We start from the raw sequence: 24,367 nt of genomic DNA, 5'->3' as shown, positions 1-24,367 counted from the left end.
CCGCGGTAGGTGTCGGCCCTGGGGCGTCGTCGGTGGGGGCCGTGAACTCGGCCACCTACACCGCGACTTCGGTGCCCATGCCGCTGGACGCCGCGCGGGCGAGTGTCCGCACTGCCCGGATCTGGATCTCGAGTACGGCGTCGACTGCGGACAGCGCGATCACCGCGGGGCCGCCGATCCACAGCGGAATCCTCATCGGTTCTCCTCGGTGTGCGTTTCCCCGACACGGTGTGGGGGTCCTGTTGCACGGGGCGGCCCGCCGTCCCTGGGGGGTTGGGCCGGCGGGCCTTCGCCGTTGCGCGGAGGGGCGACAACGACGCGGGCGTCAGAGTATTTGCGCCCCAATGTGACTGGCGAGTATCCAACCAAGAAGTTGCTTGGTTGGCGTATGCGGTCCTTTCGCCTGCGTGCTGGTCGGCGGCATGCCTCGGCGGCTGTCCCGTGACTGGGCGGCACACGCAAGTTCGCATGTCAGAGGGGTGGCGCTGACTTCGGCGCCCGGTGTCGAATCGTCAACCATGTGCCGCGGGGGCGGTGATCGATACTCGAATCGGCTCGGATCGTTGTGTTGTATGCAACACGTCGACCGTGCATTTCGGGACATATCCGATCGGGCGGCTGACTTGTGCGCTGTACGAGTGCTACATACGTGAGGGGTCGAAGACCATCGGGCACGCACTGGACCGTCGTCGTGTGATGCGTGGCCCGACGCGAGGCGCCGCCGGAGCTGTCGCGGACGCTCCGACGGCCCCGCACACCTCGCCACTCAGGCCCGTCCGTTACGTGCAGCCGTCGCGACCGGCATCGAGAAGGTCACTGCCACCGTGACCGCGCATCGACTCGTCTCGACTCTCTTCGCAGCGTCGAACAGCGTGCGAGACGGCAATGGGGATGCCTGCTCGATAGCCGTGGCGCGCAGTCGCGGGCTGCCGGACCCGAGCTTGTCGACAGTCGACCGGATCCCGATCTCGTTGGTCGTGTGCCAGTTCGATGGCTTGGCGGTCGGGCAGTGCAGCTCGTCGCACGCCGGCGACACGCGTGGTCGTCGCCGACATCGACGGACCGAAGCGGAGGTACGGGAGCCGATCTGCGTGCGGTTCGCCCACACCGAGCTCGGCGAGCGATACCCTTACTGCTTTCAGTGCCTCGGGTGGCCGCAACGTCGGCGCCGCCGATCTGACGAAAGGGACGTCGACGATGTCTTCGGTGACGTGCGAGCGAGTGGGTAACCTCCCGCACCAACTCACCAACTTCGTCGGCCGACGACATGAACTGGCGGAGGTCCGTCGGCTGCTCTCCGATTCCCGTCTCGTCACGGTGACCGGGCCCGGTGGCGTCGGCAAGACCCGGCTGGCGCTTCGCGTGGGCGAGGACGCACAGGGAATCTTCGCCGACGGGGTGTGGCTGGTCGAACTCGGTGAACTCTCCGAGCCGAGCCTGTTGGCGGAGACCGTCACGGCCGCACTCGGGCTGAGGGAGCGGGTGGCGCGCCCGCCGCTTCCCTTGCTTGTCGAGTTCTTGGCCGACCGGCACGTGCTCATCGTCCTGGACAACTGCGAGCACCTGGTGACGCCGGTCGCCGAGTTCGCGACCGAGCTGCTCCGGTCGTGCCCCGGGACGCGGATCCTCGCGACCAGCCGGGAGCCGTTGGGGGTCAACGGGGAAGTGACGGTCCGGGTGCCGCCGTTGACCGTCCCGGATCCCGGCTCGTCGTCGCGGGGGCTGAGTCGATGCGAGGCCGTCACCCTGTTCACGGACCGTGCGCGCGACGCCGTTCCCGGATTCGGTCTGACCGAGGACAACCAGGACGCGGTCGCGGAGATCTGTCGACGACTCGACGGGCTGCCGCTGGCGATCGAGCTCGCCGCCGCCCGGGTCCGCATGCTGGCGCCGGTGCAGATTCTGCAGCTCCTGACGAACCGGTACGAGCTCCTGACGGCCGCGTACCGGGGCGTGCCGCCTCGACACCAGACTCTGAAATGGTGCGTCGACTGGAGCTACGAGCTGTGCACGCCGCACGAGCAGGAACTGTGGCGGCGGCTGGCGGTGTTCTCGGGCGGTGTCGAGTCGGATGCCGTCACCGGAATCTGCGCGGGAAGTGTGCCGGCGGAGCGGGTGCCCGAGATCGTCGGATCCCTGGTCGAGAAGTCGATCCTGTCCCGGGAGGACGGTCCGGTCGTCCGGTACCGGATGCTCGACACGATCCGAGAGTACGGGCTCGAGAAGCTGGATGCTTCCGGCGAGTCCGGGCTGCTGCGGCGGCGGCACCGGGACTGGTACGAGGCGCTGGCGTTGCAGGCCGAGGCCGCGTGGATCGGCCCCCAGCAGCTCGAGTGGATCGCCCGGTTCGACCGCGACCGGGCCGATCTGCGTGGGGCACTCGAGTTCAGTGTCACCGAGCCGGGCGAGGACGGTGCCGCGCTGCGGATGGCCGGTTCGCTCTTCCCCTACTGGGTGTCGCGCGGGCTGTACAGCGAGGGCCGGTACTGGATCGAGCGGGCGCTGACAGGTGCCGACGGATCTGCGTCGGTGGCTAGGCTCTCGGCGCTGACCGGCGCCAGCATGATTGCCTCGATGCAGGGCGATGTCGTTGCGGCGCAGGCGTTCATGGATGCTGCCCAAGGCATTGCGGGCTCCGTCGAGGACGCCACGACGTTGGCGAACCTCGCCTCCGCGACCGGATACGTCGCCACCTTCTCCGGGGACTTCGCCCGCGCGACCGCGTGCTTCGAGTCGGCGCTGATCACGGTGGGATCCGACGGTGCCCTGCCGGCCCGGGTCGGGGCGCTGGTCGGGCTCGCCATGGTGTGCGGGCTGAGCGGGGACTCCGATCGTGCGATCGCCAGCCACAAGGAGGTGATCGCGCTCACCGAGGCGCACGGCGAGTCCATGTACCGGGCCTACTCGCTGTGCATGCTCGGGATTGCGGTGTGGGAGCGGGGTGATTCCGGACGGGCTACCCGCCTGATCGAGGAGGCGCTGCGGCTCACCCGCATGGTCGACGATCCGCTCGGTACCGCGATGTGCCTCGAGGTCCTGGGCTGGCTGGCGGGCGACCCGGAGCGAGCCGCCGCCCTGATGGGCGCCTCGGCCGCGGTGGGTGAGGCCGCGGGCAGCCCCACGATCGTGATCCGCGACCTGTTCGGTCACCACGATCGCGTCGTGCGTGAGTCCACCGATGCCCTGGGTTCACGAGCCTACGAGACCGCATTCGGGCGCGGGCGGGGCCTCGGTGTCGATGCGGCGGTCGCCTACGCCCTGCGCGACACCGCGTCCGCGCCCGGAGCGCGCGATTCGGCCACGCGACTGACCCGGCGGGAGCGTCAGGTCGCCGACCTCGTCGCTCAGGGGCTGACCAACAAGGCGATCGCGCAGCACCTGGTGATCGCGCAACGCACCGCCGAGGGACACGTGGAGAAGGTCCTCACGAAACTCGGCTTCACCTCCCGCACGCAGATCGCGGCCTGGGTCGCCGCGCAGGACGCCGAACGGGAGTGACGAGCACGGCCCCCACCGGCACCGCGGCCGATGCTTGTTGATCGCGGTTTCCCTCGTCGGCAGCCGATTCGCGCTGCGATTCCGCATTGTTCGATTCGGCGGTCCCACGTCGGCGGTGGCCTGCCGGGTGGGACGCGGCCGCGCACGGTGGACGGCAGGGCGTGATTTCCCGCACACCGGGAGAGGGTCGTCGGTCGGTGGGACGGGCGACTTAGCGTGAGCGGGATTCCTCAGCCTCCCGCAGCTGTCGCTGACCCGGGGGTGTGAGGCAGGAGCTGTGGCATCCGACCCGCCCCGACGAGTCGGGCGCGCCGAGGGTTCGCGCGCGCATGCCACGACAGGACGACAACAACTCGGGTGCGTATGCCGCACATGCAGATACGACAGGGAACGACATGACACAGCGATTGGCCGGGCGCACCGCCCTGGTGACGGGAAGCAGTCGGGGGATCGGGCGTGCGATCGCGCAGCGCCTGGCCGCCGAGGGGGCCGCGGTGGTCGTCACCGCGCGCTCGACGTCGCCGTCGAGGTCGGTTCGGGACGGACGTGAGCACGTGCTCGAGGGCACGCTGGACGAGACGGTGGAGTTGATCGAGCGGGCCGGGGGCCGGGCCGTGGCGATCGCGGCGGACCTGGAGGACCCGGTGCAGCGCGCCGGTCTCGTCGATGCCGCCGTCGACGCCGTCGGGGGCGTCGACATCCTCGTCAACAATGCCGGCTTCGCGGACTACTCCTCGATCGAGTCGATGGAGGAGGGCACCTTCGACCGCACCCTCGAGCACTACCTGAAGGTTCCGTTCCTGTTGTCGCAGGCGGTGATTCCCGGTATGCGCAAGGCGGGTGGCGGCTGGATCGTGAACATCGGCTCCTCCACCGGACTCCCGCCGATCCGGCCGTTCCGCGAGTACAACAAGACGTCCGGTGACGTGATCTACGCGGCGGCGAAGGCGGCGCTGCACCGGTTCACGCAGGGACTGGCGGCGGAGGTCGAGGGCGACAACATCGCCGTCAACGTGGTCGGGCCGTCGACGGCGATCATGACGCCCGGTGCGGCGGCGCTGCTGCCGGAGGGCTACGAGGCCGAACCGGTGGAGTACCTCGCGCAGACCGTGCTGGAGATGTGCACCCTGCCCGCGACCGAGCGCACCGGACTGGTCGCGTTCAGCCTGCACTTCCCGTGGTCGCAGGGCATCGCGGTGACGAGCCTGGACGGCGGGCGTGAACTTCCGCGCCTCGAGCCGCCGGCGTGGGCGAACCCGAACATCGCCGCGGACGGATTGGAGGCGTGACGGTGCAGGTGGGTGCGGCGCGGGAACGGTTCTCGCACGGCGTCGCGGTGGTGACGGGAGCGGCCGCCGGGATCGGCGAGGGCCTCGCACGGCATCTCGCGACCCTCGGCATGACCGTCGTGGTCGCGGACGTCGACACCGAGCGGGCACGGACGGTGGCGGACGACATCGTGGCGGGCGGAGGTCGCGCCGAACCGCACACCGTCGACGTCGCCGACCCGGAGTCCGTCGAGGCCATGGCGGCGGCCGTGTTCGACCGCCACGGCAGCGTCGAACTGCTCGTCAACAACGCGGGTGTGGAGACGGCAGGGCTGATGTGGGAGATCGACCGGGAGCGTTGGCGCCGGTTGATGCAGATCAACGTCGACGGCGTCTTCTACTGCCTGCGGTCCTTCGTCCCGCGGATGATCGCGGCGGGGACGCCGTCGTGCATCGCGAACCTGTCGTCGGTGGGCGGCCTGAACTCCGTTGCCGTGCAGTCGCCGTACATCGTCAGCAAGCACGCGGTACTCGCGATGACCGAGTGCCTGCACCAGGACCTGTCGATCGTCAATGCACCCATCCAGGTCAGTGCCGTCATCCCGCATTCGATTCGCAGCGAGATCTTCCGGTCGGCGCAGCGTGAGGCGCCGACCGCCAACGCCACCGCCAACGCGGTGTTCGCTGCGATGCAACGGGACAACGCCGAGAAGGGACTCGACCCGCTCGTCGCGGCGGAGCACATGATCGAGCAGATCGCCCGGGGAGAATTCTGGATCCACTCGGACGACGAGATGTGCATCGCAGCGGCTCGTCACCGTGGACGGCAACTCCTGGAACTCGACCCGCCCTCCGACCCTCGGGACATGCTCACCCGCATGGGCATCTCGGTGGAGTGACCGCGCCGACCATTGCGCAACACCCACGCCCACCGTGTGCGTGAGGTGGTGGTGGGTGCGAAACTCTCGTCGACACCGGCGATCCGGCCGAGCGTCGCTCCGACCCGCAACGCTCCATCGTTCAACGAGATCTGCTGGGCGGAGGCGGCTTCGTGCCGGCGCGCGTGCGCGGTCAGTGGGGGTGACGCTCGACGACGTCGTTCGGAGAGGTGCGGGCCGCACGGAGCGCACACGTGGCCAAGGACCTACGGGCCCGGCGGGCGCCGACGAGCTTCCAGAACAGCGCGGTGGCCCGCAGGCACGCGGTCCCGAGAAGGACGGCACCGTCACCAGCGGCCTGCGCGGCCGGGCTGCCGGAAATCGATTCCGACAGGTTGGCCGGCGCGGGCGTCCAGATGGTGCTGGCGCCGACGAACACCACCGTGCTCATCACGATGTAGCAGGCGTCGGGTCTCGCAGGTAGGCCGGGGCCGGACCCGTCAGTGCGCCGCGTCGGCCTTCTTCCGCATCGGGATCAGGTGCACGATGAGGACGACGAGCGCGCCGACGACCAGCCCGACGAGGGCGGACGCCAGGGTCCCCGCGGTCCAGGACAGAACGCCGCCGAAGCCGCCGTGCACGAGTTCGCCGAACCAGTGTTCGAGGTCGTGGAGGCGATCGGCCGGCCAGTGGAATCCCGCCTCGCCGACGTTGACGATCAGGATGTGGCCGCCGACCCAGAGCATCGCGGCGATCCCGACCACGGTGAGCACGGACATCACCTTCGGCATCGCGGTCACGAGGCCGCGGCCGATCCGCTGACTGAACGACGACTTGCGCCCCGCGAGCGCCAGGCCCATGTCGTCCATCTTCACGATCAGGGCGACCACGCCGTACACCAGGATGGTGATGAGGATCGCGACGACGATGAGCACCAGCAGTCGGGTGAGGAACGGTTCGTCCTCGACGGACGACAGCGCGATCACCATGATCTCCGCCGACAGGATCAGGTCGGTGCGGATCGCGCCGCGGACCATCGTCTTCTCGTGCTCGGCCCCGCCCTGCGCCTCGGTCGTGCCCTCGTCCTCGTGATGACCGCCGGTGAGGGCCTCGTAGACCTTCTCGGCGCCCTCGTAGCACAGGAACATGCCACCGGCGATCAGCAGGTACGGCAGCGCCTGTGGCAGGAACTGGCTCAGGATCATGGCCACCGGCAGGATGATCAGGAGCTTGTTGCGGATCGACCCGATCGCGATCTTGCGGATGATGGGAAGTTCGCGTTGGGGTGAGAAGCCCTGCACGTAGCGGGGTGTGACGGCGGTGTCGTCGACAACCACCCCCGCCGCCTTGACGCTGGCCTTACCGGCCGCCGCTCCGACGTCGTCGATGGACGCCGCGGCCACTTTCGCGATCGCTGCGACGTCGTCCAACAGGGCGACGAGACCACCAGCCACGGGAACCTCCCAGTTCGGATGCGCGGATCCGCTCGAACGACACGCGGTCGCGGGTCGACACAGAACGGTACCGAACTCGTGGTCCCGGCCGGCAACGCCGGACGTTCTGCCCGGCGGCGGGGCTCGGACGGTTGGCGCGCCATCACCTGCACGTGTACGGAGGAACATCACCGATCGGGGGGAGGGCCCCGATGATGTGGGGTCGGCGTTGGCCCCGACGGCGGCCCGACGCTATCGCCGCGTGGGGAGCGGCAGCCATATCGGCTCAGCCGGGATCCGTTCCAGCACACCGCCGGCGAAGACGTCGTACAGCGGCAGCTGCTCGGCGTGTACGTACCCGATGTGGCAGTCGCACAGGTCCAACGGGCAGGAGCTCGGCCGCAACGCCTTTCGGTAGGAGTCGTCGTACAGGTTCCCCAGCTCCTCGGGAACGAAATGGCAGCGCCGGACGGTGCCGGCCCCGTCGACGGACACCACCGTGTCGCCGGTTCGGCACGCGCGACCCCGCGTCCGGTGCGGATGCCGGCTGTATTCGAAGAGCGGGTCGATCGCAGTCCAGGCGGCCGCGCCGGCGTCGGTGTACTCGTGGCCGTCGGCGGCGTTGACCCACAGGTACACCGAATCGGGAAGCTCGGCGCGCAGCCGACGGGCGGCCTCCAGATGCTCCGGCAGTCCGACGACACCCACACTGAACCGCACTCCGAGCGCGGTCAGCTCGGTGGTCTTGGTCAGGAACCGGTCGTGGGGCGTCTGGCCGGGGTGGTACGTGCACCACAGCGCGACCCTGTCGCGGTCGGCGTCGGCGAGCCAGCCGGTGCGGCAGCTCAGGTTGGTCTGGATCGCCACCCGGCGCACCCGAGGCAGCCGGGACAGGTCCACCAGGGCCCGCCGGTACCAGGAGCGGACCAGGCCCTCGCCCCACGGGGTGAACAGGATCGACAGATCCCGATCCTGGCCTGCCACCCACGCGCAGAAGCGCTCCAGCGCCGCGCGGTCGGCGCGCAGCTGCTCGGGGGTGTCCCGGCGCTTCGCGAACGGGCAGTACGGGCAGTCGTAGTCGCACGAGGCCAGCGGACCGCGGTACAGGATGGTCAGCACCGTCAGCGGCCCTCGTACTCGGCCATCGCGGTCCGCACCGCCGGGGAGAACAGCTCCGGTCCGAGGGCGTCGGAGTACGCCAGACCCAGGGCGGTCAGCCGCAGCCGTCCGCCGTCGGCGTGGAGCCATCCGCGCTCGGACCACCGATCCAGCTCCGCGCCGAAATGCTCGTATGGATCGGACCCGAATCGGGAACGGTAGTCCGACAACGGCATTCCCGACGCCTGCAGCACCGACTGCAGCAGGTGCCGGCGACGGGTCTCGTCCTCGCTCATCGCGTGGCCCACGACGGCGCGGCGGAAGTCCCGGGCGGTGCCCGCCACGTAGTCGTCGATGATGGCGCGCACCTCGTGCGCACCGACCGCATAGTCGAACGAGTAGTGCAGCTTTCGGGTGTACGACCGTGCGCCACAACCGAGCCCGATCATGCCGTCGGTCTGGCAGGCGTAGTCGTTCGGGCCGAGGTCGGGTGCCTCGGCGCGGCGGAACATGCGCATCGACTCCTGGACGTAACCCGCCGCGAGCAGGTGATCGCGTCCGCGGCGGTAGAGGTCCAGCCGGTGGGCGTCCCACTCCGGATCGGGCCCGCCGCCGCGGCGGGCCAGCCCCGTCAGCGGCCGCACGTACAGCGGGTACAGGTACAGCTCCTCGGGACGCCAGGCGAGCGCTGCGTCGAGGGAGGCGGCCCAGGAATCCGGTGTCTGGCCGTCGATCCCGTAGATCAGATCGATGTTCAGGACTGCGATCGCCGCGTCCCGCACACGCTGCAGGGCGGCCTCGACGTCCGCGCGCCGTTGCGGCCGGACGGCTGCCCGGGCCTCGGTGTCGTCGAAGCTCTGCACCCCGAGGCTGAGCCGGGTGACGCCGCGCTCGGCGAGCACCGCGAGCCGGTCGGCGGTGGCCGTCGACGGCGACGCCTCCACAGACAGGGGGATCGCCCGCAGGTCGGCACCCATGCCGTCTTCGGCGATGTCGCACAGCCGGTCCAGTTCCCCCGCGGTCAGGTAGGTGGGGGTTCCCCCGCCGAACGCCGCCGTCGCGAAGCGCGCCGACGGTGCCAGGGCCTCTCGCGCCGCGTCCGCCTGCCGCTCGAGGGCGTCGAGGTACCGGGTGGTCAGCTCGTCCGGTGCGCCGACCCGGGTGAAGAGGTTGCAGAAACCGCAGCGCACCTCGCAGAACGGGACGTGCAGGTACAGCGACAGCGCGTCCTGAGGTTCGTCCGCCCACAATTCGGTCAACGCGGGACGCGGCCGGAGCGGCCGGTACGCCGTCTTGTGCGGGTACGCGTACACGTAGTTCTGGTACGGCGGCACGTATTCCGGTGGCACCGCACCCGGCGGTATCGGCATCGGCAGGTCGGTGGCGGTCATCGCGGCCCCGGCAGGAAGAAATGGGCGTACGGCACCGTCCACACCGCCGGGTGGCCCAGACGGTGCCCCGTGTATCCGTCCTCGCCGTACGTGGTGCCGTGGTCCGAGCACACGATCGCGAAGCAGCGGCGCCGGCTCGACACGGCGGCGAACAGCCGCCCGATGTGCCGATCCACGTACTCCAGCGCGGCCGCGTGCGTCGCCCGGGTGTCCCCGTGATCCGCGGTGGCTCCCTCGGCGAAGAACCAATTCGGTTGGTGCAGAGCGGATACGTTGACGAACAGGAACAGGCGGCGCTCGGCCGGGAGCCCGCCCACGACTCGTGCGGCCAGGTCCACCTGCGCCTCGAACGAGGTGGGCGAGGTCACCCCGAGTTCGGGCGACCAGTGCGCCTCGTCGAACAGGTCGGGCAGCACCGAACCCAGCGCACCCCGGCGGTTGAAGAACCCGACACCACCGATACACACCGTGCGGTAGCCGGCGGCGGCGAGACCGTCGACCAGGTTCGACTCCGCGAAGACGAAGGTGCCGGCCGCGGTGGACTCGCTCCCGCCGAACTCGGCCGCGAACAGCCGCGGGTGCGGCCCCTGCCCGACCGGAGTGGGGAGGAACCCGGCGAACATCGCCTGGTGCGAGGCGTAGGTGAAGCTGCCGGGGGCGTGGCGTTCCTCCCACCGGCCGCCGGGCAGGTGCCGCGCCAGGTTCGGGATCCGACCGGCGGCCGCCAGCTCGCAGGCCACGTCGTAGCGGAGGGTGTCCAGCGTGATCAACAGGATGTCGTCGGAGCCGACGACGGCCGTCATGTCCGGCTGTGCCGCAGTGGAGTTGGAGTCCGGACGTGTGGCGATCGTCTCGTCAGGCTGCTGCATCATCGGCCCACCCCGTCACCGCAGCCAGCTGCGCCCCGTACGTGTCGAGCCCGTCGGCGCGACCCGGGAGCCCGGTCAGGCCCGGGAGCAGATCGCCGAAGGCGTTCACCTCACCCACCGCGGCACCGCGCCAGTTCGCGGCGGGCAGCAGGTCCACGCCGACGCACAGGGTGCGCGGAAAACGCGCGGCGGCCCGTTCGGCGACGGCGAGCGCCCGGTCCCAGCCGTAGCCCGCGGAGTCGAATCCTGCCCGTGCGATGTCCAGGTCGCCGCGCTGCCCGCCCAGATGCAGGTTGGTCATCGGGTGGCAGCTGGTGCGGAGTACCGCGTGGGTCGCCCGCCCGGCGATCACCACCACCCGCAGGTCGGCGGTGCGGCCCCGCGACGAGGGTTTCGGCAGCCACGCCTCGATGTGCAGCAGTTCGCCGGCCAGCGCGTCAATCAGGGCGCCCACTTCGGCTTCACCTGTGAGTCGGCGCACGCGCAGGGAGTTGTGGACACCGTCCGCCGCGACCTCCGTGCTGCTGCGGGCCTGCACCCGTCCGCTCGGGGCGGTCTCCACCGCGACCACACCGGCCGCGGACGATCCGTGCGCGGGTTTGACGAAGAACCGGCGCAGCCCGGCGGCCGCGGCCAACTCGCGCACCTCCGGCCAGTTCCGCGGCGCCGGCGCGTCGGCACCCGAGGTGGGGGAGACCGGCACCGGCACACCACCGTTCGCGAGCGTCGCATGGCACCGCCGCTTGTCGAACAGCACGGACAGATCCTCGGCGTCGGTCAGTCGTCGCCCGCCGCGCAACGTTCCGACCGCGTCTAGCAGGGACGCGTACCACCGAGGGCCGTCCGCGATGCGTGTCGGGTCGCCGGGACCGCGCAGCAGGGCGTCGACGTCGGGGTCTTCGCCGGGCGAGTCGAGGCGCACCAACTCGTCGGGATCGAATCGAGCCCCACCAGCGATGAGCACCTCACGCCAGGGCACCACCCGCGGGGTGGGCACGCCGCGCCGGGCCGCGGCGTCCAGCAGCATCGTGACGCGGCGATTCTCCGGGTTGCCCACGACCGCGAGTCGAGGACGTGTCATTCGCCGACCGCGACCGACCGGTAGACGGTGCCGTCGTACTCGTCCTCGTCGGCGTTCCCGGCCTCGAGATCCAGTCGCACACCGGACGGTTCGAGTGCCGCGCGCATGCGTTCGCGCATGCCGTCGCTGAGGTAGTTGTGGTGCAGGTCGAGCGATTCGAGGTGGGTGAGCGACTGCCCGGCGAGCAGCGCCTCGGCGCCCGTGTCCAGCAGCACGCCCTTGGACAGATCCAGGGTGTGCAGCTGCGGGACGATCGGCGCGGCCGCCACCGCGGCGGCGATCGCGTCCTGGTGGTCACTGTTCGACAGCGCGAGCCGGGTCAACCGCGGGAACTTCTCGCCGGACAGAATCGGAGCGAGGTCCTCGGCGGACGAATCGCCGCCGTATTCCTCTGTGCCCAACCATAATTCCAGATCGGTCAGGCCGGGCAGATCCGACGCGGCCACCGCCCGGACCACGTCGGCGGGCAGGCCGCCCGACTCGATCACCAGGCTGCGCAGGTTCTCGTGCCGGACCGGGTGCAGTGCCAGTTGGGTGCCGCCGCGCACCCCCAGGTGCGTCAGCTGCGGAAACGCCGACAGCAGGCCCGTGACGTCCGACTGCACGATCCATGAGATCTCGCAGTCCTCGAAAGTCATGTCCCCGATGAACAGGGACCGCAACGCGGAGAGTTCGCCGGCGGCGGCGGTGAGCGCCGCAACGATGTCGGCCGAGCTGGTGTCGTACGGCTCGGACCAGCCACCGACGACGATCGCCTGCACGCTCGCCGGATCGACCGCGGCACGGAACTTCTCGAACGCCTCCGGCCACTCCATGGGCGCGTCGTACGTGGGGACGGAGATCCGCCACGCGACCGGGCCCTGCACGGGGGCGGGGGCAGTGTCGATGGGGAACTCCACGACCGGAAGGCCGTGGAACTCGTTTCGCAGCTCGCTGATCACCGGGGCGCTCCTGGTCTCGGGTGGGTCCGATGGGCATTATGCCCGATTCGGAGGGTCGCAATTGACCCGTGGTTCGGTTTCCGCGTTCGGGGCGTGAGTGTCGCAGGACCCACCGACACCACTCGGTTTCGAGGTGGTGTCGGTGGGACACGCCGGTCGGTGGCCGCTGCTGTCCGGCACGAAAGTGGACATGCAATCCGCGTCCGCGGATGTCGTTCACGGCGGCGCCCGACGTTGATCGCCGTCGGGTGCTACTGCGGTCGGGCGACCCGGTCGAGCAGCCACGAATGGAGGCCGGCGAGGGCGGTCCCGGCCATCGCGGTGGGGTGGCCGGTGAACCCGTGGGGGGACTCGGGGTAGACCCGCAGCTCGACGTCGTTGCCTGCGGCCGCGAGACGACCTGCCATCGCGAGGTTGTCCTCCAGCAACACGTCCGTGCTCCCGACGACCAGCAGCGCCGGGGGAAGGCCGTGGAGGTCGCCGTAGAGCGGAGAGATGTCCGGTGCGGTGCGGTCGTCCACGTGGCCGACGTAGGCCTGGATGAAGTACTCGTCGGCGATCCGACGTCCGGCCGGAGTCTGCGCGCTGAGGTCGTAGGTGCCGAATTGGAGTGCGGCGCCGGTGAACCCGTCGACCGCTCCTCTGTCCCTCAGCCGGAGCAGGGTCGTCACAGCGAGCGTCGCTCCCGCCGACCGGCCGCCGATCGCCAGACGGGAGGATCCGAAGCGGGCCTCGGCGTGCTCGACGAGCCAGAGTGCCGCCGCTTCACAGTCGTCGGGGGCGGCCGGCCACGGGTGTTCGGGTGCCAGCCGGTAGTCGACGCTGACGACGGCGATGTCGAGAGCATCTGCGAGCCGGCGGTTCCGCACGTCGTCGCGCGCCGCGGAGTCCATGTAGAAGCCGCCGCCGTGAATGTCGAGATGGACGCCCCGTGCCCGGTTGCCGGGGGGAGTGAAGATCCTGACCGGCACCCGCACTCCCGCGGCTTCGACGATCTCGTCGATCGCCGGTGGATCGGCGAGCGGGGGAGCGGGCCTGCTCGCCCGCACTTCCCGCAACTCCTCGGCGGTGCTGGGGCCACGCCCGGCCGGCCTCGAGGCGTAGAAACGCCGAGCCTCGTCGACCTGCTCGGCAGGCACGTCAGCCAACAGGTCGCCCAGCGCGAACCGCACGCGTCCTCCTCGCAGTCGGGGGTGTCGACAATCGGCGGCGAGTCCCGCTGATCCTCAATGTGTCTCGACAGTGTTCCACTCAGTCGGGTCTCGTCGCGACGGATTCGACCAGGCCGTGGATCGCCCCCGCGAGACGTTCGGTCTGGCCGGTGCGGATGTGGTGGAGGACCAGGTCGCCGTTCAGGGTGCTGAGCAGAACCCTGGCCAGCACCTCGGCGTCCGAGTCGGGTCGAATCTCGGCCAGCAGTGATGCGATGTGCCCGTACCAGAACGCGTGGATGGCCTCGGTGTGCGGATCGTCGGTCGCCTTGTCGTACGCGATCATCAGTTCGACGTTGTCGACCACCAACCGGAACATCTCGTCGAAGTACGCGAGCAGTCGCTCGGCGGCCGGCGCGCCGGGGCCCAGAGGCGGCGGGCCGCCGACGACCGCATCGCGCAGCGCGTGAGCGCGCTCGACCACGAGCGCTCTCATCAGGCCCGCCTTGCTGCCGAAGCGATGGAAAACGGTCCCCTTGCTCACTCCGGCGGCAGCGGCAACCTGCTCGATCGAGACGTTGTCGGCGCCGAATTCGGCGAGCAGTGCATCTGTGGCATCGAGAATCGCCCGACGATTGCGGGCGGCGTCGCGGCGCTCCCGCTTCGGCTCGTTTCCCACGTGTACCTCCATTGACAACTTGACCCACGGTCAATATCGTCGTCGACATTCCTCAACTGGACTGGTGGTCAAATTATGGAGGATCGATGAAGGCAATCGTGATGACGTCGGCCGGCGGGCCGGAGGTTCTCGTCGAACGGGACATGCCGGCCCCGACACCAGCCGCCGGCCAGGTGCTGATCGAGGCAGGCGCGATCGGGGTGCATTTCGCCGAAACACAGGTCCGCTCAGGTGTTTTCGCCTCTCCAGCCGCTCTTCCCGCCGTCTTCGGCGGCGAAGTGGCTGGAACGGTGACCGGTGTCGGCCCGGGGGTCGACCCGGGCCTGATCGGTGCCCGGGTCGTCGCGGCAACCGACGGCACCGGCGCCTACGCCGAACAGGTGGTCGCCGCCGCGGCCGCGGCGGTCGCCGTTCCGGATGATCTGTCACTGCACGACGCCGTCGCCGTCGCCGTACCCGGTTCGGTTGCGCTCACCCTGCTGCGCACCGCCGCGATGCGCGGACACGAGACGGTCCTCGTCGAAGCGGCGTCGACCGGCGTCGGGGCGTACCTCACCCAGATGGCAAGAGAGTTCGGCGCCGCGCGGGTCATCGCGACCGCGGGCACCGACGAGAAATGCGAGCGGGCACGATCGCTCGGGGCGGACGACGTGTCCGTGCACTCGGTCCCGGGATGGCAGGACGCGGTGCGCGACACTCTCGGTGACACGACGCTCGACGTCGTGTTCGAGTCGATCGGTGGCGAGTCGGCAGCCGGTCTTCTCGATGCGATGACTCCGCTGACCGGCCGAATGCTGTTCTACGGGATGCTGAGTGGTCGACCCGCCGCCCTCACGTCCCAGGACTTGGTGCTGCGGGGGCTGACGCTGGTCGGGTGCGGCGGCCCGGCCTGGCTGGGCCGCGTCGCGGACGCCAGAGCCGAGATCCTCGACCGGGCCGCGGCCGGGACCCTCGTGCCTCTGATCGACTCGGTGATTCCACTCGGCCAGGCACACCTCGCGCACGAGAAGATCGAGCAACGGAGGAACTCCGGAAAGCTGATCCTCGATCCCACCGCATGACGGACCGGTGGTCTCGGCCTCGGCGCGCGCGATCACCGCGAACTCGACCCGCAGCACAAGGGTGTCGGTGCCGGGTGATGCGCCGTCGGGTTGCGCTCCCGCGCCGAGGGTCGGCGCTGCGGGTGGGAGGATTCGCGGTCCGGCAGGATGCCCGGGCCGCTCGTCGTCAGGGACCGGATGTCGTCGACGGAGCGCAGCGCGCGGACCAGCTGCCGGGGTGGGAACACGTGCAGGGTCGGGAAGTCGCGTTCGCCCGGTTCCGGGCGGACGGGCCACGCCAGGCGCTCGACCCCGAGGTCGAACCGCGCGTCCACACCCTCCTTGTTGCCGCGGGCGTCGAGTCGGTGCCAGGCCCCGTCGAGATGTACGGCGACGAGCCCGTGCAGCATGAAGTAGTCGTCGTCGACGAGCCACTGGTAGCACAACGCGGTCGGGATGCCCCCGATCCGCAGCAGCGCCGCCAGCAGATGGGACTTGGCGTAGCACAACCCCACCGGTTCTCGAGTACCTCGCGGGCCGTCACCGTCACCCGGGGGTCGTCGGCGTCCCACGAGTGCGCGACCGTGTCCCGCACGAACTCGAAGGCGGTACGGGCGTAGTCCGATCGACCGACCGACCGGCCCAGCAGGAGATCAGCCGCGGCCCGCACCTGCGGGTCGTCCGTCTGCACGATGTCGTCGCCGAGCAGATAGTCGTCGATCGGGGACAGGGCCCGCAATTCCAGCATCGTCGGACCCTGTCGGGGTCGCCGTGACATTCGCCGACCAGCGGGCCGATATGGCGTAGTTGGCTGGTAGGCACCGGTTTTCGGGAACGGCGACCACTACTCGATCAACCCGGGCGTCAGCTCCGGGACCGGTCACCGGTGGCGGCGGGTTCCGCGGCCCGCGGCCGCTCTGTCAGCAGGAGTGCGGCGGTCAGCAGGACGAACGCCAATGCCGAGCCGTGCACGGTCAGCGCCCTGGCCGTGGTGCCGCCGTGCGACACCACCGCCAGTGCGTCGCCGGTCGGAATCACGGCGTTGATCAGCACGACCCAGCCGAGGACACGACGCCGGCCGAGGCCGAGCAGGAGGAACATGACGGCCGCGGCCGCGATGTCGCGCACGCCCTTGACGACGAAGTAGCCGTCCGCGTTGCCGGTCGGCCAAGGCTCGATGCCGAAGCCCTGGGGGGCGCCGACGGGATTGAACAGGAAGCTCAGCCCGAAGTACAACGGTGCGGCCGCGGAGATCACTGCCAGCAGGGTGGTCAAGCGATATCTCGTCATGATTGTTCTCCTCAGTTCGTGGTCGGAGGGATTCCGTCGGGTGGCGACCGCAGGCCGGTCCGCAGAGCGACCGTGCGGATGAAGGATCTCGGGAGGGCCGGTCGGGGCGTGAGCACGCAGCCCCGTCCGGCGCGTCTGCTCGGCCTCGAGACCTTGATCCGTTGCGGTCCAGGCGATCACGGCGTTGGTGGCCAAGGTCGGGACCAGGCCAGTTCGATGTTCACCAGGGTCGCGCCGTGGTCGACCTCGTGCGGGATGGGCAGGGTCAGGGTCGGACCGCGCGGACGCGGCGGATGTGACGGGCGTAGCGGGGGCGGCCGATGACGTGCCAGATGCCGCGGACCGGCGCGGGGAGGGCGGACAGGAGGGTTGCTCGCTCGGCCGGGTTCGCGTCTTCCAGGACGAGACCGAAGAGCGTGAGCAGGGTGAGCTTCGGCGTGTTGGCCACCAGATGCTCGCCCAGGGAGGCCCATTCCTTTTCGGTGACGTACTCGGCCGCGAGCGGAAGAAGTGTCGACTCCTCGTCGTCGAGGTGTTCGAGCAGAACGGCGCGGTGATCGGCGAGCGCCGCCACGAGGGCGTCGCGCTCGCCGGCGCCGGCCGTCGCCTCCCACGCCGGGACCGCAGCGTCCAGATTGGTCAGAGTGGCTGCGACACGGTCATGCTGGGCCTCCATCCGCAGGACGATGTCCGCCTCCAGATCGACCCGCGACAGCAGCGGTGGCCACAGCAGCTCGTCCTCGCCCTCGTGGTGGTTCTTCAGTCCGAGCCGGTAGTCGCGGAAGTGGTCGGCGATCACCGCTGCGCGCGCGGTGTCACCCGGGGCGACCGCCGCGACGAGCTGCATCAGCAGCCGTGACTCGCGGCGGAAGGCGCGGTGGACGATCTCCATGTCCTCGGTGTTGACGCTCATTTGTTCCTGCCCTTCAACGGTTTTGTTCGATGTGCTCGAGCCTGCTCCCGGGCGTTTGGAAGACACTGGGAGCCGACTTGGAACGGCTGACGCCGAGTCGTGCGTACGATGTGCCACGTCATGGTCTTGATCCGGGTGTTGGGCTCGTTCGCGGCTGAGGCCGGCGGTGACCCCATTCCGCTCGGCGGACCGCGACAGCGCGGCGTGCTGGCCCTGCTGGTGGCCGCGCGCGGTCAGGTCGTGCCGGTCGACCGGCTGGTCGAGGACCTGTGGCGCGGCGAAGCGCCGTCGCGCGCGCTGGCGTCGTTGCAGTCGTACGTGTCCAATCTGCGCCGCCTGCTGGAACCCGGTCGCCCGCCACGGACTCCGGCTCGCCTGCTGGTGAGCGCGTCGCCCGGCTACGCATTGCGGCTGCCGCCGGAGGCGGTGGACGCATGGCGCTTCGAGGAGCTGCTCGACGAGGCCCACACGCTCGCCGATCCCCGTGAGGCTCGTGTCCGGCTGGACGAGGCGCTGGCGCTGTGGCGGGGACCGGCGTTCGCCGAGGTCGCCGACGAGCCGTGGGTCGTCGCCGAGACCGCCCGGCTGGGCGAGCTGCGCCTGGTCGCCCGTGAACTGCACATCGCGGCGGGACTGCGGCTCGGCCACCCCGCGACGGTGGTGTCCGATGCGGAGAGCCTCACGCGCGACGATCCCCTGCGCGAGCAGGGCTGGCGCTTGCACGCCCTCGCGCTGTGGAGCAGCGGCCGCCAGGCCGACGCTCTGGCCACGCTCCGCCGCGCCCGCGCCACCTTCGCCGACGAGCTCGGCCTCGACCCGGGCCCGGACCTGGTGGCTCTGGAAGAGGCGATTCTCACCCAACGCACGGAGGTCCTTCAGGCGGCCGTTCCCCCGCTCGGTGCCGAGGCACCCCGGTCCCGGGCGACCGCGCCGCCGCCTCCGAACGGCGAGCCCGGCACGCCAACGTTCGTGGGCCGGGACGGCGAGCTGTTGGCGCTGCTGGCGGCAGCGCGGGAGGCCGGCGCCGGTGGGGCGCGCGTCGCGCTCGTCACCGGGGAGGCGGGGCTCGGCAAGTCGACGCTGCTCGAGCAGCTCGGTGCGCGGCTCGGGCAGGACGGGTGGCTCGTCGCCGCCGGGCGCTGCCCCGACGTGGACAGCGCGCCGCCCGCGTGGGCGTGGGTCGAGGTCCTGCGGACGGTGGCCACGAGTGTTCCCGTGGGGGAGTTCGCCGACGACCTGGCACCGCTGCTCCGCGACTCCGCGCCGGTGAACGGTGACGCGGCGGCCGGGCGGTTCCGGCTGCGGCGGGCCGTGTGGACCTGGCTCTCGGCGGCCGCCGCCGACCGTCCGATCGTTGTCGTCCTGGACGACCTGCACTGGGCGGACGCCGCCACACTGGAGCTGCTCGGCGGCGGCATCGACGTGCGGGCCCCGATCTTGGTCGTCGCGGCGTACCGCGCGGACGAGAGCGAGCGTCTCACCGCGACGCTCGCGTCCCTCGCCCGCACCGCGCCCCTCCGGCTGGACCTGCCCGGACTCGACGGCACCGCCGTCGCGGAGCTCGTCCGCGCGGAGTGCGAGGCCGACGACGCGACCGTGGACGGGATCGCCGAGCGGACCGGCGGCAACCCCTTCTATGTGCGGGAGACCGCGCGGTTGCTGGGCGGCGAGGGCGCGCTGATCGCGCTCTCCGAGGTCCCCGAGGGCGTACGGGACGTGTTGCGGCGCCGGTTCGCGAGGCTGCCCGAGAGCGGCGTGTCCGTCCTGCGGCTGGCGGCCGTGGCCGGCAGGGAAAGCTCGGTGGACGTGCTCGTGAAGGCCGCCGACACCGACGAGGACGGCGTGCTGGACGCGCTGGACGCGGGTGTCATCGCCGGGTTGCTCGACGAGCCCGCGCCCGGGCGCGTCCGCTTCGTTCACACGCTGGTCCGGGACACGCTGATGACCGATGTCAGCCGGGTGCGGACCACCAGGATGCACGCCCGGATCGCCGCGGCACTGGAGGGCACTGACGACCTCGCGGCCCTCGCCCATCACCATGCGCGAGCGGGATCACCGAAGGCCGTCGGCTATTGCGTGCGGGCCGCGGAGCTGGCCGAGGCGCGCTACGCCCACGACGTGGCGGCCGCGCTCCTCACCGACGCCGTCACCAACTCCAGTGACCCGGACGAGCGCGTCGACCTGCTCGGCAGGCTGCTGCGCGCGCAGGTCAGGGCCGGGGCCTTCGCCGCGGCCCGGGACACGCGCGAGCAGGCCGTGGAGTACGCCGAGTCGATCGGCCGCGACGACCTGATGATCGCCGCGTTCACCGCCTGGACCGAGCCCACGCCCTGGCAGGCCCGCACCTACGGCACGGTCGACCGTCCCATCGTCGACCGCCTCAGCCGCCTGCTCGAGCGGACCGGTCTCGCCCCCGACGTGCGGTCCCACCTCCTCATCGCGTACGCCCACGAGCTGGTGGGCGAGAACGATCCGACCGTCATGGCGGCGGCGCGGGAAGCGCTCGACCTGGCCGCCGATCCCCGCCTCCGGGCCGCGGCGCTGCTGGTCCTCGCCCGCGACTCCGGGCGAGCGGAGTACTCCCGTGAGCTGGTGGAGATCGGCGTCGAGCACGACCTGCCCGTCTACCGCGTGACAGGGCTCCTCAACCAGGCCGCGAACGCCGCCGCGGCCAACGACCCGGCGACCATGCGCCGCGTGACGGGGGAGGCGCTCGACCTCGCCCGCACCTACCGGATGCCGGAGGCGACCGGCGCCGCCGAGATCGCGCTGGCGACTCTGGTTCTCGTCGAGGGCCGGTTCGCCGAGGCCGAGCGCCTCTACGCCGAGGCCACCGAGCGCATGGAACGCGCCGGATCGGTGCACGCCGCGGGCTTCCTCCGCCTCGCGCTGGCGGCGACCTGGCTCAACAACGGCACGCTCGGCGATCACCTGGACGACGTCCGTGCGTTCCACGAGACGCTCGGCCCGATGGTCGCCGACCTGCTCACGCTCGCCCTCCATGCCGCCGGCCGCAGCGACGAGGCACGCCGGGTCCGCACGTCACCGAGCCCGATCCGGCCCGACTTCTTCTTCACCTTCCTGACGAGCCTGCGCGCAATGGCGGTCGTCGCCTCGAACGACCGCGACGCTGCCGAGCAGATCTACGTGGACCTGCTCCCGCACCGAGACGGCCCCCCGGCCGGCGCGGAGAGTGTGTCGTTGGCCGTGCGCCCGGTCGCCCACACGCTCGGCGATCTCGCCCTCCTCCTCGGCCGCGACGACGAGGCCGCCGCCCACTTCGCCCGGGCCGCCGTCATCGCCGACCAGTGGAACGCCCCCCACTGGTCCGCCGCCGCCCGAGCACACGCCGATCGTGCTCTCGGCGTCCATGTTTCGCCCCCACGGCAACGCTGACGCCAGGTCGGCGTCGGGTTCCTCGGCGCGCCGCTTCCAGCGTTCCAATTCGGCTCCAAGTGCCTTCCAAAACCCCGGGAGCAGTCTCGAGCCCATCAGAACCGAACTGACTGAGGAGCGAAACATGAGCACACCGACCTTCCGGGCCGCCGTCGTCCGCACTCCGGGCGGACCCGACTCGATCGAGATCGTCGATGTCCCCCGCACCGAGCCCGGCCCCGGCGAGGTCGCGGTCGCGGTCGCGGCCGCGCCGGTCAACCCGACCGACCTCGGGGTCGTGGGTGGTCTCTTCCACGAGCTCGGCATGATCGACCAGCCCACTCACACCGGCCTGGGCTGGGACTTCGCCGGCACCGTGCTCGCCGCCGGTCCGGGCGTGGACCTGGCCGTCGGCACTCGGGTTGCCGGTGTCGTCCTCGGTTTCGACCGCGACTTCGGCACCTATGCCGAACAACTCGTCGTGCCCGCCGCCGATCTCGCCGTGGTGCCCGACGGGCTCGACCTGGTCGCGGCATCGACGGTGCCGCTCAACGGCTTGGGTGCCGCGCAGATCGTCGATCTGCTCGGCGACGCGACCGCCGACGGCAACCGGTTGCTGGTGATCGGTGCGGCCGGCGCGATCGGGGCCGACGTGACCTCGCTCGCACCCGACCGCGGCTGGCAGGTCACCGGCCTGGCCCGAGCCGCGGACGAGCAGTTCGTCCGTGGTCTCGGCGCCGACTTCGTCACGGAAGCCGAGCCGGGCTGGGACGCGGTCGTCGACACCACGTCGCAGCAGGTGTGGGGCCTGGCCCCGGTCCGCGACGGCGGAGCCTTCGTCGGCGTCCGGCCCAACCTGGTGCCCTCGGCCGAGCGGGGGATCACGGTGAATGCGCTGGTGACGCAGTCGGACGGTCCTCGATTGGGGCAGCTGCTGGCCCGCGCCGCGGACGGCCGGTTGCCGACCCGAGTGCATGCGGTGGTGCCGTTGGTCCAGGCCGCTGACGCCCACCGGGCGATGGCCAAGGGCGGGACACGCGGTCGCTACGTGCTCGAGCCCTGACCGACCCGGCCTGCCCGGCGACCTGTCCGCCGAAGGTGCGCGGAACTCGGTCGGGATCGGCCTCGATCCGAACACGTCCGGCGCCGGCTGGGCGAGGTCGAGGCTCTCGTGGAGGCGTGCCGCGGTGTCGCCTCCCTGAATCCGGTGGTCGGGCTCGCGCCGCGAGCCCGACCACCGGACCGAATATGCCCTGTTCGCAGTCGAATTCAGCGGGTGCCGCTGATGCCGCCGTCCACCGGGATCACGGTGCCGGTCAGGTAGGAACCCGCCCGCGACGACAGGAAGATCGCCGTGCCCGCGATGTCCTGCTCGGTGCCGACCCGGCCGAGCGGGACGTTGCCCTCCACCGCCGACTTCAGCTCGGGGTCGTCGAGGGCGAAGGCCATCATCTTCGTCGGGAACGGTCCCGGCGCAACGGCGTTGACGGTGATGTACTCCCCCGCCAGCGTCGCGGCCAGCTTGCGGGTCAGCATGTGCACCGCCGCCTTCGACGCCCCGTACGAGAAGTTGTCGGTGTCCGAGACCACCAGCCCGTTGATCGACCCGATGTTGATCACCCGTGCCGGGTCGTCGACGGTCGCCGCCGCCCGCAGCTGCGGCAACAGCCGCTGCGTCAGCAGGAACACCGACTTGACGTTGACGTTCATGATCTTGTCGAACCCGGAGGCCGGGAACTCGTCGACCGGTGCACCCCAGGTGGCGCCGGCGTTGTTGACCAGCACGTCCACTCGGTCGAACGTCCCGGCCACGAACCCGGCGAGGTCCGCGACACCCTCCACGGTGCTCAGGTCCGCCGGGTGCGCGACGACGTCGCCGAACCCGGACAGTTCCGCGGCCGCGGACTCGCAGGCGTCGGGCTTGCGGGATGAGATGATCACCCGCGCACCGGCTTCGGCGAAGCCCTTCGCGATCATCATCCCGATGCCGCGGGTGCCGCCGGTGACGACGACGTTCTTGCCCGCGACGTCGAACAGGCTGCTCACAGCGCGACCTCGAACAGTCCGGCGGCGCCCATGCCGCCGCCGATGCACATCGTGACGACGACGTAGCGCACCCCACGCCGACGCCCCTCGATCAGGGAGTGACCGACCAGGCGAGCGCCGGTCATCCCGTAGGGGTGGCCGACGGAGATGCCGCCGCCGTTGACGTTGAACCGGTCCGGGTCGATGCCGAGCTCGTCGCGGCAATAGACCGCCTGCGATGCGAACGCCTCGTTGAGCTCCCACAGTCCGATGTCGTCGACGGTCAGGCCGTGCTCCTTGAGAAGCTTCGGGATCGCGAACACCGGTCCGATGCCCATCTCCTCGGGCGGGCAGCCGGCCACCGCGATGCCGCGGTAGGTGCCGAGCGGGGTCAGGCCGCGGCTGGACGCCTCTCCCGCTTCCATCAGGACCGACGCCGACGCGCCGTCGGAGAGCTGCGAGGCGTTGCCTGCGGTGACCGTAGAGTGCGCGGTGACCTGCCCGTCCGGCAGCACCGCCTTCAGGCCGGCGAGGGACTCCAGCGTCGTGGTCGGTCGGTTGCCCTCGTCCCGGGTGAGGGTGACCTGCTGCTCGGAGACCTCGCCGGTGGCCTTGTCGACGACCTTCATGGTCGCGGTCAGCGGCACGATCTCGTCGTCGAACCGACCCGCGGCCTGCGCGGCGGCGGTGCGCTGCTGCGACAGCAGGGCCAGCTCGTCCTGACGTTCGCGGCTGACGTGGTAGCGCTCGGCGACGACCTCCGCGGTGTGCAGCATCGGCATGTAGATCGCCGGCACGTGCTCCACCAGCCAGGGGTCGGCGGCACGATGAGTGTTCATGTGATCGTTCTGCACCAGCGAGATCGACTCCACGCCACCACCGACGGTGATCTGCATCCCGTCGTGGACGATCTGCTTGGCGGCGGTCGCGATCGCCATCAACCCCGACGCGCACTGCCGGTCCACACTCATCCCGGACACCGTGTCCGGCAACCCCGCGCGCAGCAGCGACTGCCGCGCCACGTTCGACCCGGTCGAGCCCTGCTGCAGCGAGGCGCCGAGGATCACGTCCTCGACCTCGCCGCCCTCGAGCCCGGCCCGTGCCACGGCATGCCGGATCGCATGCCCGGCCAGCTCCTGACCCTGGGTGTCGTTGAACGCACCCCGATACGCCTTGCCGATCGGCGTGCGGGCGGTCGAGACGATGACTGCTTCCCTCATGGGAACTCCGTTTCGTGTCTGCGCTGTGCGCAATGGTGTCGCGTGATGCGGTAGGGCGAAGACCAGGCGGCCCACGGCACTTCCGGCGCCGGGACGCCGGATGCCGTCGGCGGCGCGAGCCGTTCGCCGATCGGCGAGGCGGTCACGCCGGACAACCCGACTTTATATTGACGTCGACTTCAAGTAAATGGGTGGAGGGGGACGACCGCGAGAATGC

At 70.8% G+C, this 24,367-nt stretch carries 21 protein-coding genes; 6 read left to right on the top strand and 15 right to left on the bottom strand.

Annotated features, from left to right (window positions below; translation table 11 throughout):
• Positions 1–55: 55 nt before the first annotated feature.
• Positions 56–196, bottom strand: coding sequence for a hypothetical protein (locus ABD951_RS18580; protein ID WP_345348241.1), 141 nt, complete (start codon positions 194–196; stop codon positions 56–58).
• 1,025 nt (positions 197–1,221) lie between these two features.
• Between ABD951_RS18580 and ABD951_RS18575 the strand changes: the two genes are divergently transcribed.
• The 3 genes from ABD951_RS18575 to ABD951_RS18565 all read left to right on the top strand — a co-directional run bounded on the left by ABD951_RS18575 (position 1,222) and on the right by ABD951_RS18565 (position 5,665).
• Entirely contained in the window at positions 1,222–3,498 is a 2,277-nt protein-coding gene (locus ABD951_RS18575) for an ATP-binding protein (RefSeq protein WP_345348238.1), read from the top strand.
• 395 nt (positions 3,499–3,893) lie between these two features.
• Positions 3,894–4,787, top strand: a complete 894-nt coding sequence (locus tag ABD951_RS18570) for an SDR family NAD(P)-dependent oxidoreductase (RefSeq protein ID WP_345348235.1) — start codon at positions 3,894–3,896, stop codon at positions 4,785–4,787.
• Positions 4,784–5,665 carry an SDR family NAD(P)-dependent oxidoreductase gene (locus tag ABD951_RS18565; protein ID WP_345348232.1) on the top strand — a complete coding sequence of 294 codons (882 nt, stop codon included), beginning with the start codon at positions 4,784–4,786 and terminating at the stop codon, positions 5,663–5,665. Before ABD951_RS18570 ends, ABD951_RS18565 begins: the two co-directional genes overlap by 4 nt.
• Before the next feature lie 172 nt (positions 5,666–5,837).
• Here ABD951_RS18565 and ABD951_RS18560 read toward each other — a convergent pair whose 3' ends face one another.
• The 9 genes from ABD951_RS18560 to ABD951_RS18520 all read right to left on the bottom strand — a co-directional run bounded on the left by ABD951_RS18560 (position 5,838) and on the right by ABD951_RS18520 (position 14,287).
• The gene (locus ABD951_RS18560) at positions 5,838–6,095 is read right to left on the bottom strand and encodes a hypothetical protein (RefSeq protein ID WP_345348229.1); all 258 of its coding nucleotides are present in this window, start codon (positions 6,093–6,095) and stop codon (positions 5,838–5,840) included.
• A 49-nt stretch (positions 6,096–6,144) separates the two neighbouring features.
• Positions 6,145–7,098, bottom strand: coding sequence for a DUF808 domain-containing protein (locus ABD951_RS18555; protein WP_345348226.1), 954 nt, complete (start codon positions 7,096–7,098; stop codon positions 6,145–6,147).
• Positions 7,099–7,329: 231 nt separating this feature from the next.
• Positions 7,330–8,196, bottom strand: a complete 867-nt coding sequence (locus tag ABD951_RS18550) for an STM4011 family radical SAM protein (protein WP_345348223.1) — start codon at positions 8,194–8,196, stop codon at positions 7,330–7,332.
• Between the two features lie 2 nt (positions 8,197–8,198).
• A complete protein-coding gene (locus ABD951_RS18545; protein ID WP_345348220.1) occupies positions 8,199–9,566 on the bottom strand; it encodes an STM4012 family radical SAM protein in 1,368 nt (455 codons plus the stop codon).
• Positions 9,563–10,438 carry an STM4013/SEN3800 family hydrolase gene (locus ABD951_RS18540; protein WP_345348217.1) on the bottom strand — a complete coding sequence of 292 codons (876 nt, stop codon included), beginning with the start codon at positions 10,436–10,438 and terminating at the stop codon, positions 9,563–9,565. The genes ABD951_RS18545 and ABD951_RS18540 overlap by 4 nt, the downstream gene beginning before the upstream one ends.
• Positions 10,422–11,516, bottom strand: a complete 1,095-nt coding sequence (locus ABD951_RS18535; RefSeq protein ID WP_345348214.1) for an STM4014 family protein — start codon at positions 11,514–11,516, stop codon at positions 10,422–10,424. The genes ABD951_RS18540 and ABD951_RS18535 overlap by 17 nt, the downstream gene beginning before the upstream one ends.
• Positions 11,513–12,457 carry an STM4015 family protein gene (locus tag ABD951_RS18530; RefSeq protein ID WP_345348211.1) on the bottom strand — a complete coding sequence of 315 codons (945 nt, stop codon included), beginning with the start codon at positions 12,455–12,457 and terminating at the stop codon, positions 11,513–11,515. Before ABD951_RS18530 ends, ABD951_RS18535 begins: the two co-directional genes overlap by 4 nt.
• Before the next feature lie 251 nt (positions 12,458–12,708).
• On the bottom strand, positions 12,709–13,629 hold the full coding sequence (locus ABD951_RS18525) for an alpha/beta hydrolase (protein ID WP_345348208.1): 921 nt from the start codon (positions 13,627–13,629) through the stop codon (positions 12,709–12,711).
• 79 nt (positions 13,630–13,708) lie between these two features.
• Positions 13,709–14,287, bottom strand: a complete 579-nt coding sequence (locus tag ABD951_RS18520) for a TetR/AcrR family transcriptional regulator (protein WP_345348205.1) — start codon at positions 14,285–14,287, stop codon at positions 13,709–13,711.
• Between the two features lie 86 nt (positions 14,288–14,373).
• Between ABD951_RS18520 and ABD951_RS18515 the strand changes: the two genes are divergently transcribed.
• Positions 14,374–15,348 (top strand): quinone oxidoreductase family protein, encoded by a 975-nt coding sequence (locus ABD951_RS18515; RefSeq protein WP_345348202.1) that lies wholly within the window; start codon positions 14,374–14,376, stop codon positions 15,346–15,348.
• 32 nt (positions 15,349–15,380) lie between these two features.
• Here the strand turns inward: ABD951_RS18515 and ABD951_RS18510 are convergent, their stop codons facing one another.
• The 3 genes from ABD951_RS18510 to ABD951_RS18500 form a co-directional block, all read right to left on the bottom strand.
• The gene (locus tag ABD951_RS18510; RefSeq protein ID WP_486374951.1) at positions 15,381–15,899 is read right to left on the bottom strand and encodes a transglutaminase domain-containing protein; all 519 of its coding nucleotides are present in this window, start codon (positions 15,897–15,899) and stop codon (positions 15,381–15,383) included.
• Positions 15,900–16,191: 292 nt separating this feature from the next.
• Positions 16,192–16,617, bottom strand: a complete 426-nt coding sequence (locus ABD951_RS18505) for a DUF4267 domain-containing protein (RefSeq protein WP_345348197.1) — start codon at positions 16,615–16,617, stop codon at positions 16,192–16,194.
• A 265-nt stretch (positions 16,618–16,882) separates the two neighbouring features.
• Complete coding sequence (locus tag ABD951_RS18500; RefSeq protein ID WP_345348195.1) at positions 16,883–17,530, bottom strand: hemerythrin domain-containing protein; 648 nt, start codon at positions 17,528–17,530, stop codon at positions 16,883–16,885.
• Positions 17,531–17,650: 120 nt separating this feature from the next.
• On the opposite strand from ABD951_RS18500, the gene ABD951_RS18495 reads away from it, so the two are divergent.
• Complete coding sequence (locus tag ABD951_RS18495; RefSeq protein WP_345348193.1) at positions 17,651–20,926, top strand: ATP-binding protein; 3,276 nt, start codon at positions 17,651–17,653, stop codon at positions 20,924–20,926.
• A gap of 124 nt (positions 20,927–21,050) precedes the next feature.
• Positions 21,051–21,968 (top strand): NADP-dependent oxidoreductase, encoded by a 918-nt coding sequence (locus ABD951_RS18490; protein ID WP_345348191.1) that lies wholly within the window; start codon positions 21,051–21,053, stop codon positions 21,966–21,968.
• A gap of 206 nt (positions 21,969–22,174) precedes the next feature.
• Here ABD951_RS18490 and ABD951_RS18485 read toward each other — a convergent pair whose 3' ends face one another.
• Together ABD951_RS18485 and ABD951_RS18480 are read right to left on the bottom strand one after the other, a co-directional pair.
• Positions 22,175–22,951 carry an SDR family oxidoreductase gene (locus tag ABD951_RS18485; RefSeq protein WP_345348189.1) on the bottom strand — a complete coding sequence of 259 codons (777 nt, stop codon included), beginning with the start codon at positions 22,949–22,951 and terminating at the stop codon, positions 22,175–22,177.
• Positions 22,948–24,150, bottom strand: coding sequence for an acetyl-CoA C-acyltransferase (locus ABD951_RS18480; protein WP_345348187.1), 1,203 nt, complete (start codon positions 24,148–24,150; stop codon positions 22,948–22,950). Before ABD951_RS18480 ends, ABD951_RS18485 begins: the two co-directional genes overlap by 4 nt.
• Positions 24,151–24,367: the final 217 nt, after the last annotated feature.

The organism is Rhodococcus olei (assembly GCF_039540555.1).
Lineage (GTDB): Bacteria > Actinomycetota > Actinomycetes > Mycobacteriales > Mycobacteriaceae > Rhodococcus_G > Rhodococcus_G olei.
This window is presented reverse-complemented; position numbering and strand designations above follow the sequence as displayed.

Excerpts from the sequence above, each read along its gene's own strand:
- ABD951_RS18545 (WP_345348220.1), bottom strand. The coding sequence starts at position 9,566 with ATGACCGCCACCGACCTGCCGATGCCGATACCGCCGGGTGCGGTGCCA.
- ABD951_RS18570 (WP_345348235.1), top strand. The coding sequence starts at position 3,894 with ATGACACAGCGATTGGCCGGGCGCACCGCCCTGGTGACGGGAAGCAGT.
- ABD951_RS18495 (WP_345348193.1), top strand. The coding sequence starts at position 17,651 with ATGGTCTTGATCCGGGTGTTGGGCTCGTTCGCGGCTGAGGCCGGCGGT.
- ABD951_RS18480 (WP_345348187.1), bottom strand. The coding sequence starts at position 24,150 with ATGAGGGAAGCAGTCATCGTCTCGACCGCCCGCACGCCGATCGGCAAG.
- ABD951_RS18505 (WP_345348197.1), bottom strand. The coding sequence starts at position 16,617 with ATGACGAGATATCGCTTGACCACCCTGCTGGCAGTGATCTCCGCGGCC.
- ABD951_RS18580 (WP_345348241.1), bottom strand. The coding sequence starts at position 196 with ATGAGGATTCCGCTGTGGATCGGCGGCCCCGCGGTGATCGCGCTGTCC.
- ABD951_RS18515 (WP_345348202.1), top strand. The coding sequence starts at position 14,374 with ATGAAGGCAATCGTGATGACGTCGGCCGGCGGGCCGGAGGTTCTCGTC.
- ABD951_RS18535 (WP_345348214.1), bottom strand. The coding sequence starts at position 11,516 with ATGACACGTCCTCGACTCGCGGTCGTGGGCAACCCGGAGAATCGCCGC.
- ABD951_RS18500 (WP_345348195.1), bottom strand. The coding sequence starts at position 17,530 with ATGAGCGTCAACACCGAGGACATGGAGATCGTCCACCGCGCCTTCCGC.
- ABD951_RS18560 (WP_345348229.1), bottom strand. The coding sequence starts at position 6,095 with ATGAGCACGGTGGTGTTCGTCGGCGCCAGCACCATCTGGACGCCCGCG.
- ABD951_RS18490 (WP_345348191.1), top strand. The coding sequence starts at position 21,051 with ATGAGCACACCGACCTTCCGGGCCGCCGTCGTCCGCACTCCGGGCGGA.
- ABD951_RS18540 (WP_345348217.1), bottom strand. The coding sequence starts at position 10,438 with ATGATGCAGCAGCCTGACGAGACGATCGCCACACGTCCGGACTCCAAC.